Origin of the sequence: Leifsonia sp. TF02-11 (assembly GCF_017565305.1) — a bacterium.
Classification (GTDB): Bacteria; Actinomycetota; Actinomycetes; order Actinomycetales; family Microbacteriaceae; genus Leifsonia.
The window spans coordinates 64,784-78,601 of the sequence record NZ_JAGEKP010000015.1; the positions used below are offsets into that span (position 1 = coordinate 64,784).

Annotated in this window: 17 protein-coding genes; 15 read left to right on the forward strand and 2 right to left on the reverse strand. The window is 68.7% G+C overall.

Features of this window, described 5'->3' with window-relative positions:
* Positions 1 to 26: 26 nt before the first annotated feature.
* From JNB50_RS18270 to JNB50_RS18315, 10 genes are all read left to right on the forward strand, one after another.
* Entirely contained in the window at positions 27 to 992 is a 966-nt protein-coding gene (locus JNB50_RS18270) for an ABC transporter permease (protein WP_307794790.1), read from the forward strand.
* The gene (locus tag JNB50_RS18275) at positions 992 to 1,810 is read left to right on the forward strand and encodes an ABC transporter permease (RefSeq protein WP_208041597.1); all 819 of its coding nucleotides are present in this window, start codon (positions 992 to 994) and stop codon (positions 1,808 to 1,810) included. The genes JNB50_RS18270 and JNB50_RS18275 overlap by 1 nt, the downstream gene beginning before the upstream one ends.
* A gap of 36 nt (positions 1,811 to 1,846) precedes the next feature.
* Positions 1,847 to 2,911, forward strand: coding sequence for a PotD/PotF family extracellular solute-binding protein (locus JNB50_RS18280; protein ID WP_208041598.1), 1,065 nt, complete (start codon positions 1,847 to 1,849; stop codon positions 2,909 to 2,911).
* A 38-nt stretch (positions 2,912 to 2,949) separates the two neighbouring features.
* Positions 2,950 to 4,086 (forward strand): ABC transporter ATP-binding protein, encoded by a 1,137-nt coding sequence (locus tag JNB50_RS18285; protein WP_208041599.1) that lies wholly within the window; start codon positions 2,950 to 2,952, stop codon positions 4,084 to 4,086.
* 43 nt (positions 4,087 to 4,129) lie between these two features.
* Positions 4,130 to 4,924, forward strand: coding sequence for a carbon-nitrogen hydrolase family protein (locus tag JNB50_RS18290; RefSeq protein ID WP_208041600.1), 795 nt, complete (start codon positions 4,130 to 4,132; stop codon positions 4,922 to 4,924).
* A 67-nt stretch (positions 4,925 to 4,991) separates the two neighbouring features.
* Entirely contained in the window at positions 4,992 to 5,660 is a 669-nt protein-coding gene (locus JNB50_RS18295; protein WP_208041601.1) for an RraA family protein, read from the forward strand.
* A gap of 77 nt (positions 5,661 to 5,737) precedes the next feature.
* Positions 5,738 to 6,472, forward strand: coding sequence for a 3-keto-5-aminohexanoate cleavage protein (locus JNB50_RS18300; protein WP_208041602.1), 735 nt, complete (start codon positions 5,738 to 5,740; stop codon positions 6,470 to 6,472).
* 31 nt (positions 6,473 to 6,503) lie between these two features.
* Positions 6,504 to 6,992, forward strand: coding sequence for an Lrp/AsnC family transcriptional regulator (locus JNB50_RS18305; RefSeq protein ID WP_208041603.1), 489 nt, complete (start codon positions 6,504 to 6,506; stop codon positions 6,990 to 6,992).
* Positions 6,992 to 7,516, forward strand: coding sequence for an Lrp/AsnC family transcriptional regulator (locus JNB50_RS18310; protein ID WP_243768663.1), 525 nt, complete (start codon positions 6,992 to 6,994; stop codon positions 7,514 to 7,516). The genes JNB50_RS18305 and JNB50_RS18310 overlap by 1 nt, the downstream gene beginning before the upstream one ends.
* 72 nt (positions 7,517 to 7,588) lie before the next feature.
* The gene (locus tag JNB50_RS18315) at positions 7,589 to 8,281 is read left to right on the forward strand and encodes a VIT1/CCC1 transporter family protein (protein ID WP_208041604.1); all 693 of its coding nucleotides are present in this window, start codon (positions 7,589 to 7,591) and stop codon (positions 8,279 to 8,281) included.
* A gap of 24 nt (positions 8,282 to 8,305) precedes the next feature.
* On the opposite strand, the gene JNB50_RS18320 is transcribed toward JNB50_RS18315, so the two are convergent.
* Positions 8,306 to 8,506 carry a hypothetical protein gene (locus JNB50_RS18320; RefSeq protein WP_208041605.1) on the reverse strand — a complete coding sequence of 67 codons (201 nt, stop codon included), beginning with the start codon at positions 8,504 to 8,506 and terminating at the stop codon, positions 8,306 to 8,308.
* Between the two features lie 195 nt (positions 8,507 to 8,701).
* Complete coding sequence (locus tag JNB50_RS18325) at positions 8,702 to 9,934, reverse strand: DNA polymerase domain-containing protein (RefSeq protein ID WP_208041606.1); 1,233 nt, start codon at positions 9,932 to 9,934, stop codon at positions 8,702 to 8,704.
* Positions 9,935 to 10,068: 134 nt separating this feature from the next.
* On the opposite strand from JNB50_RS18325, the gene JNB50_RS18330 reads away from it, so the two are divergent.
* From JNB50_RS18330 to JNB50_RS18350, 5 genes are read left to right on the forward strand one after another with little or no spacing between them, the layout of a single operon-like run.
* Positions 10,069 to 10,368, forward strand: a complete 300-nt coding sequence (locus JNB50_RS18330) for a lactococcin 972 family bacteriocin (RefSeq protein WP_208041607.1) — start codon at positions 10,069 to 10,071, stop codon at positions 10,366 to 10,368.
* Positions 10,369 to 10,423: 55 nt separating this feature from the next.
* Complete coding sequence (locus tag JNB50_RS18335; RefSeq protein ID WP_208041608.1) at positions 10,424 to 11,047, forward strand: hypothetical protein; 624 nt, start codon at positions 10,424 to 10,426, stop codon at positions 11,045 to 11,047.
* On the forward strand, positions 11,044 to 12,120 hold the full coding sequence (locus JNB50_RS18340) for a peptidoglycan-binding protein (RefSeq protein ID WP_208041609.1): 1,077 nt from the start codon (positions 11,044 to 11,046) through the stop codon (positions 12,118 to 12,120). The genes JNB50_RS18335 and JNB50_RS18340 overlap by 4 nt, the downstream gene beginning before the upstream one ends.
* Positions 12,111 to 12,731, forward strand: coding sequence for an ATP-binding cassette domain-containing protein (locus JNB50_RS18345; protein ID WP_208041610.1), 621 nt, complete (start codon positions 12,111 to 12,113; stop codon positions 12,729 to 12,731). Before JNB50_RS18340 ends, JNB50_RS18345 begins: the two co-directional genes overlap by 10 nt.
* Positions 12,728 to 13,810: a hypothetical protein gene (locus JNB50_RS18350; protein ID WP_208041611.1), complete on the forward strand. Its 1,083-nt coding sequence runs from the start codon at positions 12,728 to 12,730 to the stop codon at positions 13,808 to 13,810. The genes JNB50_RS18345 and JNB50_RS18350 overlap by 4 nt, the downstream gene beginning before the upstream one ends.
* The last annotated feature ends 8 nt before the right edge of the window (positions 13,811 to 13,818 follow it).

Here is a 13,818-nt window from a genome sequence, read left to right on the forward strand (position 1 = left end):
GAACATCCGACGGAGGGAGTGCAGGCGTGACGAGCGACACGATCGAACGTGCGGACACCTTGGCCGTGCAGAGCGTCCGCTCTCGCCCCGGCGGCAGCACGGGCAGGCGAGGCGGCGTGAGCGCCACGACCCGGCGGAGCACCCGCCGCCGCACCCTCACCGGCGTCCTGCTCCTGGTGCCGGCCATCGTCGCGGTGCTCGGGCTCGCGATCGTCCCCATCCTGATCGTCGCCCGCAACTCGTTCGCCGAGAGCAACGTCTACGGCGGTATCACCGGCGGCTTCACGCTCGACAACTACGCGCAGCTGCTGGACCCGGTGTACGGCAAGGTCCTCGTCTACAGCCTCGGGATGGCCGTGCTCAACACGGCGATCTGCCTGGTCGTCGGCTACATCGTCTCCTACTACATCGTGTCGCGGCCTCCGCAGCGGCAGTCGCTGCTCCTGCTGCTGATCATCGTCCCGTTCTGGATCGACTTCCTCGTCCGCACGTTCGCCTGGATCTCGGTGCTCGGCCGCGGCGGCCCCGTCTACGGCCTCCTCGACCTGCTCGGGGTGAACACCTCGCAGCTGTCGCTCGTGCCGAGCCAGGGCGCCGTCGTGATGGGCCTCCTGTACGCGTTCCTGCCCACCGCGATCTTCCCGATCTACGCCAGCATGCGGGCCATCGACCCGTCGGTGAAGGAGGCCGCAGCCGACCTCGGCTGCGGCTGGTGGCAGACCCACTTCCGCGTGCTCGTGCCGCTCAGCTCGACCGGCATCATCGCCGCGGCGATGCTCACCTTCATCCCGACGCTCGGCGTGTTCGTCATCCCGGTGCTGCTCGGCGGCGGCAAGCAGCAGCTCGTCGGCAACCTCATCGTCACCCTCTACACCGAGTTCCGGAACCAGCCGATGGGCGCCGCGGTGTCCATGGTGCTGCTCGTGCTCATGCTGCTCGCGATGGCCGTGGCCGGCCTCATCGCCCGACGCGGACGGAAGAAGGTCGCCTGATGGATCGCGCAACGTCGTGGATCGCCCGCCTGGTGCTGGTCTTCCTCTACATCCCGATCATCGCGGTGATCGTGTACTCCTTCAATTCGGCGGCGGGAGGCTACACCTGGCAGGGTTTCAGCCTCCGCTGGTACGGCGAGCTGTTCGCCGACGGAGCGCTGCTGCAGACCCTCGGGATCAGCGCGATCGTCGGAGTGCTCGCGGCCTCCGTCGCGACCGTGGTCGGCCTCCTCGCGGCCATCGCCCTCGTGCGGTTCCCGTTCAGGGGATCCGGGATGGTGCTCGCCGCGATCGTGCTGCCGCTGATCGTGCCGGAGATCGTCCTCGGCGTCGCGCTGCTCTCGGTGTTCAGCTTCCTGCACGTCCCGCTCGGCATCGTCACGCTCGTGCTCGGCCACCTGATCATCACGCTTCCCCTGACGACCCTGATCATGGTGGGCGGCTTCCGCACCCTCGACCCGAGCCTGATCGAGGCGGCGGCCGACCTCGGCTGCACACCCTGGCGCACCTTCACCCGTGTGCTGTTCCCGCTGATGCGCTCCTCGATCATCGCCTCGTGGCTGCTCGCCTTCACCGTCTCGCTCGGCAACATCGTCATCTCGACCTTCGTCAGCGGCGTCGGCTCGACCACGATGCCCCTGCGCGTCTACTCGTTGCTCAAGTCCGGTCTGACCCCGGAGCTCAACGCCCTGGGGACGCTGCTGATCGTCCTGACGTTCGTCATCGTCCTCTCCGTCGGCATCCAACAGATGCGGCGGATCCTCGCGACCCCATCCGGTTCCGCGCCAGCTCCCGACAGCACCACCGCACCCCGCTAGACCCCTCCCATCCCTTCTACCCCCGGAAGAAGACCCATGAAACGCACAGCACTGCTGACCGTCGCGGCCGTCGCCGTCCTCGGTCTCACGGCCTGCTCCAGCGGAGCCGGCGGCTCGTCCACCACGGCCGCCTCCACACAGCTCAACATCTACGCGTGGGCGGACGAGATCCCCAAGACCGTCATCGCAGCGTTCGAGAAGGAAACCGGCATCAAGGTCACCGTCGACACGTTCGATGCCAACGAGACGATGATCTCCAAGCTCGCCGCCGGCGGCTCCGGCTACGACATCGTCGAGCCGAGCCAGTACGCCGTGCAGCAGCTCGTCGGCCAGGACCTCGTCGAGAAGCTCGACCACTCCAAGATCAAGGGCCTCGACAACCTCGGCAAGAAGTTCGCCGACCCCAGCTACGACAAGGGCAACCAGTACAGCGTCCCGTGGATCTGGGGGACGACCGGCCTGGCCTACAACGAGAAGTGCACCGGCACGGCGATCGACAGCTGGAAGGCCCTCTGGGACCCGGCGTACAAGGGCAAGATCTACATGCTGGACAACATGCTCAGCGCGTACATCCCCGCGCTGCAGGTCAACGGCCTCAAGGCCACCTCCACCAGCGAGAAGGACATCGCGAAGGCGACCCAGTCGCTGCTCGACCAGAAGCCCCTGCTGGCCGGCTACAACTCCTCCAACTACTCCGACCTGCTCGCGTCGGGTGACGCCTGCGTCGCGGAGGCCTACGGCGGCAGCGCGATCGCGAAGGTGACCGCGGCCAACCCCGACGTCAAATTCGTCATCCCCAAGGAGGGCGGGACGCTCTGGGTGGACGGCTTCTCCGTGGCGAAGAACGCGCCGCACGCCGACGCCGCCTACAAGTGGCTGAACTTCACGCTGCGCCCCGAGATCGCCGCCATGGCGACCAACGACGGCGGCAGCGCGACGGCGAACGAGGCGGCGAAGTCCCACATCACCGACAAGACCATGCTCGAGAGCGTCGCGGTCTACCCGACCGACGAGGAGCTCAAGCAGAGCGAGTTCATCGTCGACCCGGGCAAGGCTCTGCAGTACTTCCAGCAGGGCTGGACCAAGGTCAAGGCCTCCTAAGCCGCGGCCGCCGCCCGACCATCCACGAGGAGCATTCCATGACCACGCTCGCCAGCTCGGCCGACGCGGACGCCACCACCGTGCGCGCACCGCAGGAGGCCCCGGCCATCCGACTCTCCGGCGTCACCAAGACGTTCGGGAGCATCACCGTCGTGCACCCGATCGACCTGACCATCGAGGACAACGAGTTCTTCTCGATCCTCGGGCCGTCGGGCTGCGGCAAGACGACGCTGATGCGCATGATCGCGGGCTTCGAGACGCCGACAGGCGGCTCGATCGAGCTGGCGGGCCGGTCGGTGGAGTCGCTCCCCACGCGCAAGCGCGACCTGAACATGCTGTTCCAGAGCTACGCGCTCTTCCCGCACCTCTCGGTGCGCGACAACATCGGCTTCGAGCTGAAGGTGCGCGGCCGCAAGCGATTCCCGCAGCGCGACGCCGCGATCGAGGAGGCGCTCGCGCTCGTGCACATGGAGCGCTTCGCCGACCGCAAGCCCAACGAGCTCTCCGGAGGGCAGCGCCAGCGGGTCGCGCTCGCCCGCGCCGTGGTCTCCCGGCCCGCGGTGGTCCTGCTGGACGAACCGCTCGGCGCCCTCGACCAGCAGCTGCGCAAGGAGATGCAGGTCGAGCTGAAGCGGATGCAGCGCGAGGTCGGGATCACGTTCGTCTACGTGACGCACGACCAGGAGGAGGCGCTCACGATGTCCGACCGCATCGCGGTGATGTCGGAGGGCCGGGTGCAGCAGATCGACACCCCCCGTGCGATCTACGACCACCCCGCGAACCGTTTCGTCGCCGGGTTCATCGGCACCTGCAACCTCCTCGACGGCGTGTACCACTCGACCCCCGCGGGAGCGACGGTCGACATCGCCGGAGTGGGCTCCGTCGGCGCGTCCGTCGGCGCCGCGGCCGCAGGCGAGTCCGTGACGATCGCGGTGCGCCCGGAGCGGCTACGGCTGCGGGCGGGCTCCGCCGGCGGCGGCGAGATCGCGGCGACGCTGCTCGACGCCGTCTTCCTCGGCGACGAATGGCGGTACATCCTGCGGGCGGCGGAGGGCGTGCAGCTCATCGCCACCCGGCCGAGCCACTCCTCGGACGACGAGCTCACCCGGCTCGCACCCGGCGACGCGGTCGCCGTGTCCTGGGCCGCGGACGACGCCCGCGTGCTCGCCTCCTGAACCCCGATCGCCTCCTGAACCCCGATCGCACGAAAGGACCGCAATGAAGGTCGCCGCAGGGCAGCTCGCTCCCACCACCGACCCGTCCGTCAACCGCCGCACCATCGAGACCCTCGTGGAGGAGGCGTCGGCCGAAGGCGTCGAGCTCCTCGTCCTCCCCGAGGAGGCCATGCTGCTCGCGGACGGTCTGGAGGCCCCGCTCGGTGAGCTGGCCCGCGCCGAGTGGCCCGGCTTCGTGGAGTTCGTCTCCGGGCTCGCCCGGCGACACCGCATGGCGATCATCGCGGCCGGGTACGAAGGCACGGACACCGAACGCCCGTACAACACCATCGTCGCGATCGACGAGGACGGCAAGGAAGCGGCGCGCTACCGCAAGCTCCACCTCTACGACGCCTTCCTGTACCGGGAGTCCGACTACGTGACCCCCGGAGACGCGAACCCGGTCGTGGTCGAGCTGGCGGGCACGATGGTCGGGCTGGTCAACTGCTACGACCTGCGGTTCCCCGAGCTCACGCGCAACCTGATCGACCACGGAGCCGACCTGCTCTCGGTCTCGGCCGCCTGGGTCTCCGGCGCGATGAAGGAGGACCACTGGCGCACGCTGCTGCGTGCCCGCGCGATCGAGTCGACCGCGTGGCTTGTCGCGGCCGGCTCGGCCTCCCCGGAGTGCATCGGCCAGAGCATGATCGTGGACCCGTTCGGCATCGTCCGTTCCCAGCTCGGCGGCGAGACCTACGGCCTCGCGATCACGACGCTGTCGCAGCGCCGCACCGAGGAGGTCCGCGCGGTCCTGCCCGTGCTGGAGAACCGCCGCCTCAACACGACCATCGAGCTCTGAGCGCCGGCCGCCGGCCCGTCCGCTCGTCGATCCCGCATCCATCCCGCACCGATACCGAGGTACCGCTATGCCCATCACCATCGGCTCCGCGCCGGAACCCCTGCCCTCCGACCTCGTCGAGAAGCTCGAGCGCGTCTCCTTCCCGACGCTCGGCCACTACCTGGAGGAGGGTTTCGCGGACCCGGCGATCGTGCGCGTCGCCGGCACCCGCCGCGTGGTCGGACGCGCGGTCACCGTGCGCACCACGGCGACCGACTCGACCATGCTGCACCACGCCGCCGGGCTCGTCGAGCCGGGCGACGTCGTCGTGATCGACACCGGCGGTGACGTCCGGCACGCTCCGCTCGGCGAGGTCGTCGCGTCCGCGCTGGTGTTCCGCGGCGCGGCCGGGGCGGTCGTCGACGGCTCGGCCACCGACATCGACGAGATCGCCGGGCTCGGCCTGCCGGTCTACGCGCGCGGCCTCAGCATGCTGACGACCAAGCTGCACGACATCGACGCGGGCGGCCTCAACGTCCCTGTCGTGGTCGGCGGCGTCGTCGTGAACCCCGGGGACGTCGTCCTCGCCGACGCGAACGGCGTGCTGTTCGCGTCGGTGCCCGTCCTCGCCGCTCTGATCGACACCGCGCTCGCCGACGACGCCGAAGAGCCGGAGCTCGTCGAGGAACTGCGCGCGGGCGGCCGTCTCGGCGACCTCACCGGCGCGACCGCGTCGGTGCACGCGCTGACGCGCTGACCTCGCCGCGCACCTCCGTACCTCCGCACCACCTGCACCTCCGCACCACCTGCACCCCGCTCACCGGAAAGGCCCCGATGCTCCTCAAAGCCGCCATCAACGGCGGACGCACCACGGACGAGTTCCCTGGCGTCCCACTCACCGCCACCGAGATCGCACGCGATGCCGCCGCAGCGCTCGCCGCGGGCGCGACGGTCGTCCACGCACACGCGCGCACGGCGGACGGCGGGCAGACCATCGACCCCGAGCACATCGGGGACATGGTCCGCGCGTTCCGGGCAGCCGTGCCCGACGGCGAGATCGGGACGACGACGGGGCTCTGGACCTGCTCGGGCCACGCCGAGCGGATGCGCCTGGTCGCGGCGTGGCCGGCCGACGCGCTGCCCGATTTCGCCTCCGTCGCGTTCAGCGAGGAGGGCGCGGCCGAGGCCGCGGAACTGGTGCTGGGACGCGGGATGGTGCTCGAGAGCGCGGTCTGGTCGATGGCCGACGTCCCCGCGCTGCTCGCCTCGCCGACGCTGCACCGCAACGTGCGCATCCTCATCGAGCCGGAGGTCGAATCGCCCGAGGAGGCGGTCGCCGTCTGCCGCGAGGTCGCCGCGGCCCTTCGCGCTGCCGGGGTGACCGCACCGCTGCTCTACCACGGCTACGACGCCACGGTCTGGCCCGTGGTGCGCGCTGCGATCGAGGACGGCTGCGAGACCCGCATCGGCCTGGAGGACGGACTGACCCGCGAAGACGGCTCCCTCGCCTCCGGGAACGCGGAGCTGGTGCGCGCCGTGCTGGCCCTGGAGGCCGTCCCCGCCGCCTGACGCTCCCAGCTACACGAGGTAGGTTTTTCGGATGATCGACCAGACCGACCGGTCGCTGATCGAGCTCCTGATGCGCGACGGCCGGCGCCCGTACACCGAGCTCGCCACCGAGCTCGAGGTGAGCGAGGCGACGGTCCGCGGCCGGGTCTCCCGGCTCCAGGAGTCGGGCATCCTCAAGATCGTCGCGCTCTGCAACCCGCTGACGCTCGGCCACCAGTCGGTGCGGCTCGGGATCGGCGTGCGCGACCACTCGCCGCGGTCGGTGGCGAAGGCGCTCGCCGAGATGGCGATGGTCAACCACGTTGCCCTCTGCACCGGCTCCCGCGACGTGCTGATCGAGGCGACCTGCCGCGACCTCGACCAGCTGGTGACGCTGCTCGACGACGTGCGGCGCATCCCGGGGGTCAGCGAGATCGACCAGTTCGTGCTGCTGGAGCTGTTCAAGGACTACTCGTGGGTGGGGCTGCGCGACAAGTCCGGCCAGAGCGCGGGGCAGCGCGCCGGGCGGGAGACGGCCTGATGCCCATGGACATCGACGCGATCGACCGCAAGATCATCGACCAGCTGCGGATCGACGGCCGCCGCTCGTTCGCGATCATCGGCCGCAATGTCGGTCTCTCCGAGCCCAGCGTGCGCGCGCGGTTCCGGCGCCTGTCGGCTGCGGGCATCGTGCAGGTCGTCGGGATGCCCGACGCCCCGAAGCTCGGCGCGCTGGAGGTCCACGTGTCGATCTCCGTGGTCGGGGTCCCGGTGGCGACGGTCGCGAAGCAGCTCGTCCGCATCCCCGAGGTCACCTTCGTGGCGAGCGCGGTCGGCGCCTTCGACATGATCCTCGACATCCGCTGCGACGACGTCGTGCAGCTCTCGAACGTGCTCAACGAGAAGGTGCGCCGGGTCAAGGGCGTCGACCGCGTGGAGGCATCGACGGTCCTGGAGATCATCAAGGACAGCTACCTGTGGGCCGGCTTCCGCGAAGACCCCGGCACGACGGCGGACGCCGTCATCAAGCGGCCGCGCACGCGGCCGCAGATGCCGAAGCTGTAGCGGCGCCGAGCGCGTCGTTCGTCGGCGTCCGGCAATCCGGCCGCCCGGTCGCATCGCATGAGACGATGTGCCATGCCCAGCGCACTGACCCGCTTCCGCGCCGCGGTGGCCGACGCCGCCTCCTTGCGAGCGTGGACGGTGGACGCCAACGACGGCATCATCGCCACCGCCGGTGTGCTGGAGGGTTTCGCCGGTGCGGGTGCGAGCGATTCGACGCTGCTGACCGCCGCCATCGTCGCGACCGTCGCAGGGGCGCTCAGCCTCGGCGGCGCGAAGTGGTCGGAGGCCGCGGCGGAACGGGATGCCCAGCTGCGCGTGGCCCGCGAGGAGGCGGCCCAGCTCGAACTGAGCCCGGCCGAGGAGATGCTCGAGCTGGCCGGCTACTACGAGTCCAAGGGCCTGAGCACCGACCTGGCACGCCTCGTCGCCGAGCAGCTGACCGCGACGGACGCGCTCGGCGCCCAGCTGGAGACCGAGCACGGAATCCGCGAGGTCATGCCCAGAGCCGCTCCGGTCTGGGCCGGTGTCTCGGCCTCCCTCGCTTTCGTCCTCGGCGCACTCGTGCCGCTGCTGATCACCCTGCTGGTGCCGTCGCAGGTGGAGGCGTGGGCGGTGCTCTTCGCCGTCGCCGCATCGCTCGTGCTGACCTCCATCGTCAGCGCGCGCACCGGTCGCACCGGGGTGCTGCGCACGGTCGCACGCTCGCTCACGGTCGGCATCGGCACGCTCGGCGTGAGCTACCTCGCGGGGTTGTTGATCTTCTAGGGCGCATGGTGCGTGGCGGTGTCGCTATCGCGCCCGCCGTCTCCGCGCGATCCCGACCACGATCAGCGCCAACCCGATCACGAGCACGATCGGCCCGACGGTCGCCCAGAGCGGCGAGCCGCTCATCGCGGAGCCGCCCAGCACGTCGACACCCTGCAGCAGCCACACCAGCCCGAGCACACCGAGGATCACGCCCGGGACGACGAACGGCAGGCTCCCCTTCATGGCCACACCCTAAACCGGCGACGCGCCCCCGTGGCTGCCGACATTCGTCACGAATCTCGCGATTCGTGCCACGAATGTCGCGATTCGTCACGAATCTCCGCGCGCTGCGCGCTCACGACGACGAGGTGGGGTGCGTGCCGGGATGTCGCGATTCGTCACGAATGTCGTGATTCGTGCCACGAATGTCGCGATTCGTCACGAATCTGTGCGCCGCCCCGCCCAGGGGTCGTAGTCGGCGAGGAGGGCGCCCTGCTCTGGGCGGTCGGCCTCGGGGACGTGCTGGAGGTTGACGCGCACCCGGTACCACTGCGAGCTCGAGCCGCGCATCCCGTCGATGAGCTCGTCGGCGGGATGCAGAAGCGCCGCCGCCTCCGGGTGGAGGTCGCGCCAGCGCGCCAGCGCCTCCGTCGCCTCCGGCTTGGTCTTGGTTCGCGCGACCTCGATCAGCGGCATCTGCGATACGCGTCTGCCCGCGCCGTCGCCCGCGCGCGGCGGCTTCTCGGCGGGGCCGAGCCGCGCGGCCAGGGCGAGCAGCGCATCCAGGGAGCCGGCGGCCGCGTCGATGCCCGCGTGCGGGTCGCCGCGCTCGGCGAATCGGGTCAGCACCGTCGGCACCGTGAACTCCGCGGGGCGGCGCGTGCGCACCTCGTCCCAGTCGAGCGGCGTGGAGACGCGCGCGTCCGGCAGCGGGCGCACCGAGTACGCGGAGGCCACCGTGCGGTCTTTGGCGTTCTGGTTGAAGTCGACGAAGACGCTCTCGCCGCGCTCCTCCTTCCACCAGCGCGCCGTCGCGAGCCCCGGCGCACGGTTCTCGACCTCCCTCGCGAGTGTCTCTGCGGCGAGACGCACGTCGGCGAAGCCCCACCGCGGGGCGATGCGCACGAGGATGTGGAGGCCGCGCGACCCGCTCGTCTTCGGCCAGCCGGTCAGGCCGTGGTCCTCCAGGACCTCGCGGGCGATGAAGGCGACGTCGACGATCTGCGACCAGTCGACGCCCGGCATCGGGTCGAGGTCCACCCGCAGCTCATCGGGATGGTCGAGGTCTTCCGCACGGACGGCGTGCGGGTTGAGGTCGAGGCAGCCGAGGTTCGAGACCCAGGCGAGACCGGCGGCGTCGCGCACCACAGCCTCCTCGGCGGAGGTGCCGCGCGCGTAGTGCAGGGTCGCCGTGTCGATGTAGTCGGGATGTCCCTCCGGCACCCGCTTCTGGAAGAACGGCTCCTGCGTGAGCCCTTTGACGAACCGCTTGAGCACCATCGGCCGGCCGCCCGCACCGCGCAGTGCGCCGTCGGCGACCGCCACGTAGTAGCGCGCCAGGTCGAGCTTGGTCAACCCCGGCTCGGGGAACACCACCTTGTCCGGGCTCGAGATGCGCACCTCGTGGCCGCCGACCTCGAGGAACGTCTCGGACTTCGACGACGGAGTCATGCCGCCACGTTAGTCGCGAGGTCGTCGCGCGGCCAGTGCGAGCCCACGCGGTTGGGCATGCGCTGCCATCTGTACTAGGATCGAAGCTGGCATTAAAATTTGAAATGTTATGTAACACGAATGGGACATGTATTGTGAAATTCAAGAACAAAGTTGTTTCGACGGTCCTGGCAGCCGGGGCACTGACGATCGGGGCCACGCTCGGCGCAACCCCCGCGAACGCGTACACCAGCTACCCGGAGGGGGGAACGTGGAGCTACGGAAACTCGGGAACGACGTGGTCGGACTACCACCACCCTTCGAAGAAACACCGCTCGACAGCCTGCAACTCGTACTCGTGCCTGCGCTCTCCTGACAGGGCCGGCGGTAACTGGTCGTACGCGTCCGTCTCGTGGACGGTGACCGGAAACACCTGGTACTACTACAACTACTGAGCGTAGAAGGGCAGGGCGGTCATGACCGGCCTGCCCTTCTGCTTGGAAGGCAGCGATGAAGAGAGTCACCTCCCCTATCGGCATTCTGCTCGCGTGCATGCTTGCACTCAGCGGGTGCGCCGCAGCCGGTGGAACGTCCGACAACCCGTCATCCGGTCCGGGCGTTCGCGCCAGCACGCGCACTGGCTGGGCAGACGAAATCGCGGAAGCTCGTCGACGTGCTACGACCGAATTCGAGCGGAGCGCGCTTGCCGACGGCCGAATCTCCGACGCCGAGTTCGCCGAGATGGAGAACGCGTTCGCCACCTGCATGCGCGACCGCAACATCACCTTCGGCGGATTCGGACCCGGTGGGGGATACGAGTTCAAGCCCGGAAGCGGAACGACGACCGAGGAGGCCAACACGATCGCGGACGAGTGTTCGGCGACCTCGGGCCTCGACACCATCGGCTCCCTTTACTTCGCCATGCAGCGGAACCCGCAGAATCTCGACGAAGCCGCGATCACAGCTGCGTGCTTAGTGAAGAAGAAGGTCGTGCCGGCTTCGTACTCCGGCAGCGACTACTCGCGAGACGCGCCGGCCATGGCGTTCCCGTTCAGTGATGGGGCTCGAGGTGAGAGGGCGCTCCGAGAGTGTGATCTGGACCCGCTGGGGCTTCTGGGCGAGTCGAAGGGATGACGGCGCGCGTCCTGCCGCGATTTGCGGTCATCGCCGTGCTCATTGTTGCCGTCTTCGCCTCTGGCACGACGGCCACCTGGTTATGGTTCAACGCTGAGCCGCCGAGTTCCTTGGCCGAATCTCGACCTGCCGCGGTCGCCCCTGTCACCTATCAGGAGTTCTCCGATTCGCGGACGCTAGCGCTGCGCGTCGAGTCGATTCCCGACTCGCGACTGGAATCGGGGGTCGCCGGAAGGATCACCCACTCGGCCTGCGAGCCAGGGTCGGTGATCGTCTCAGGCTCGACTCCGGCCTCCGTCGATGGGCGTCCGTTGGTGGCGCTCGCGACGGACATTCCACTGTGGCGCGACCTGCGCAGCGGAGACGAGGGCGACGATGTCACGGGTCTTCAGAAGGAGCTCGCGCGGCTCGGCTACACAACGAAGGCGGACGGAAAGGTCGGCGCTCGCACCCTTTCCGCAGTTGCCGACCTGTTCGAGCGTGCAGGAGACCGAACTGGCGACTCCACGGTGGTCGAGGTCGGGCGAATCGTCTGGCTCGCTTCCGCGTCCGTCACGATCGCGAGCTGCGATGTACAGGCCGGCGGGAGGGTGGATTCGGGCGCTGCGCTCGCATCGATCGCCGGAGGTATTTCCCGCGTTTCCATAATCGACACGTCGGCCGACTTCTCCGGGGCGAAGTGGGCTTTGACCGTCGACTCTGTGACCGTCCCGCTCGATGCGACGGGAGATGTATCGGATCCTTCGGCGCTCACGGAGTTGGCCGCTGCGCCGTCGTTCGCCCGCGCGGCGGCAGGTTCCAGTGGGGCTGCGGGGGAGACGGCGGACGTCGAGAATGGAGCCGGTGTATTCCGTGGCACCGTTGCCCTCGCGGAACCGATTGAAGTCGGCGCGGTTCCCCCATCCTCGGTGTACTCGATCACCGGGGCCGAAGGATGCGTGACGTCGGAGGACACTGCGCTTCACGTTACGATCGTCGGTTCGCAACTGGGCAAGACATTCGTTCTCTTCCATGAAGGGCGGCGGCCCTCGACCGTGCGTATCTCAGATTCGGAACGTCCTCTGTGCTCTTAGCACTCGAAAACGTCGGCCACCGGTACGGTCGCGACGGTGATTGGCTTTTCAGGGGCCTGACCATCGATTTCCACCCCGGCGAGGTCTACGCGCTGACCGGGCCTTCCGGGTCGGGCAAGAGCACCCTGCTTTCCCTACTCGCCCGACGGAGCAGACCGCGCGAAGGAGCCGTTCGCTTCGCCGAGATCGGGAAAGTGAGTTGGGTCTTCCAGAATCCATTCGGGTCGCCACACCGGACTGCGCTCGACCACGTCACTTTGCCAATCCTTGCCCGTGGGGAGGAGCCCTCGTCGGCGGAACACCAGGCCGACGAGTTGATGCTCCGATTCGGTCTGCAGTCGGTCGCGCAACGACGGTTCGGCGACCTCTCCGGTGGTGAAGCTCAGAGGCTCATGCTGGCCAGGGGACTCGCGTCCCGTCCAAGCGTCCTTCTGGTCGATGAGCCGACGGCCCAGCTCGACAGGCGGACAGCGGAGCGCGTCGATTCAGCGATCAGGGCGGTTGCCGACCCGCGGACCATCGTGATCGTCGCGACGCACGACGAACGAACGCGCGCGGCATGCACGAAGCAACTCGACCTCGGGTCGTATGAAGGGCCTGATTCGCTGTGAAGTTCGTCAGTCTGTTGCGTGAGGCCGGCCGTGACATCATGTCAGGAACAGCGCGTTTCACCCTCTTCAGTCAGGTTCTCATCCTCCTTATCGGAGGGCTGGTTTTCGTGGATGCGCTGGCGACGGCTCGGTTGGTCGCGTCGGCGGAGGCGTTCCGCGCGTCGGGGGCGGCGACGGAGATCCTCGTCGCGGAGGGCCTAGTGGACGGTGCTGCCTGCGAGGCTCTGGCAGGCCTCCCCGGTGTCGCGGCTTCTGGGGCTTTGCGCTCGTCCGAACGGAAGATCGTCATAGCCACAATTCCTGACGCCCCCATTCCGACGTACGAGATTTCGCCCGCATTTGCCGCCGTCGTCTCGGATCCCGATTCGGATCCGGGCACTGGGGAGGGCATCCTCATCCCGGAGGACCTCGCGCGCACCGTCGGGGTCGTCGCCGGCGAATCGGTCGTGACCGATTCCGGTTCGGTCCAGATCGCGTCGGTATACCGCTACCCATCGGATGGTCGGCGTGCAGGCTTCGGGTATGCGATCCTAACGCCGACGAACTCGACCCGGCCGTTCGACGAGTGCTGGGCCACCGCGTGGCCGCAGATCCCGAACCTGCGATCCCTCCTCCTCGCCAGCATGCTTCCTTCGACGGGGACCAGCAGCGAGAAGCCCACCGTAGCGCAACTGAACTCAGCGTTAGGGGCGTCGTTCGACGGAAATGCCGCCTTCGCGGGTCGATTGACGCGTTTTGCGACGCCCCTCTCGGCGACTATCGCTCTCTGCTTGGGATTCGTCAGCGTCAGAATCAGGCGTCTTCAGCAGACGTCGGCGCTCCATGCGGGTGTCTCCAGAGGCGACCTGCTCGCGCTCAACCTGCTCGAGGGGGGTGCCTGGTCGGCTCCCGCCGCTGTGATCGGAGTAGCTCTCGCCTCCGTGGCAGCGTGGATGATCGGGCGCGACGACCAACTCGCCCTCTTCGAAATGTTCGCTGGAATCCCGTTGGCGGGAATGGCGGGGGCGCTCATCGGTGTCGCCGTCGGGTCGATGACGATGAGTGAGAAGCAACTGTTCCGGTACTTCAAGGACCGGTGACCCCCACC

What these genes read in the sequence shown, in the direction of transcription:
- JNB50_RS18340 (WP_208041609.1), top strand. Translation starts at nt 11,044, where the DNA reads ATGACGGCGCGCGTCCTGCCGCGATTTGCGGTCATCGCCGTGCTCATT.
- JNB50_RS18300 (WP_208041602.1), top strand. Translation starts at nt 5,738, where the DNA reads ATGCTCCTCAAAGCCGCCATCAACGGCGGACGCACCACGGACGAGTTC.
- JNB50_RS18320 (WP_208041605.1), bottom strand. Translation starts at nt 8,506, where the DNA reads ATGAAGGGGAGCCTGCCGTTCGTCGTCCCGGGCGTGATCCTCGGTGTG.
- JNB50_RS18295 (WP_208041601.1), top strand. Translation starts at nt 4,992, where the DNA reads ATGCCCATCACCATCGGCTCCGCGCCGGAACCCCTGCCCTCCGACCTC.
- JNB50_RS18335 (WP_208041608.1), top strand. Translation starts at nt 10,424, where the DNA reads ATGAAGAGAGTCACCTCCCCTATCGGCATTCTGCTCGCGTGCATGCTT.
- JNB50_RS18305 (WP_208041603.1), top strand. Translation starts at nt 6,504, where the DNA reads ATGATCGACCAGACCGACCGGTCGCTGATCGAGCTCCTGATGCGCGAC.
- JNB50_RS18290 (WP_208041600.1), top strand. Translation starts at nt 4,130, where the DNA reads ATGAAGGTCGCCGCAGGGCAGCTCGCTCCCACCACCGACCCGTCCGTC.
- JNB50_RS18315 (WP_208041604.1), top strand. Translation starts at nt 7,589, where the DNA reads ATGCCCAGCGCACTGACCCGCTTCCGCGCCGCGGTGGCCGACGCCGCC.
- JNB50_RS18325 (WP_208041606.1), bottom strand. Translation starts at nt 9,934, where the DNA reads ATGACTCCGTCGTCGAAGTCCGAGACGTTCCTCGAGGTCGGCGGCCAC.
- JNB50_RS18310 (WP_243768663.1), top strand. Translation starts at nt 6,992, where the DNA reads ATGCCCATGGACATCGACGCGATCGACCGCAAGATCATCGACCAGCTG.
- JNB50_RS18285 (WP_208041599.1), top strand. Translation starts at nt 2,950, where the DNA reads ATGACCACGCTCGCCAGCTCGGCCGACGCGGACGCCACCACCGTGCGC.
- JNB50_RS18275 (WP_208041597.1), top strand. Translation starts at nt 992, where the DNA reads ATGGATCGCGCAACGTCGTGGATCGCCCGCCTGGTGCTGGTCTTCCTC.
- JNB50_RS18280 (WP_208041598.1), top strand. Translation starts at nt 1,847, where the DNA reads ATGAAACGCACAGCACTGCTGACCGTCGCGGCCGTCGCCGTCCTCGGT.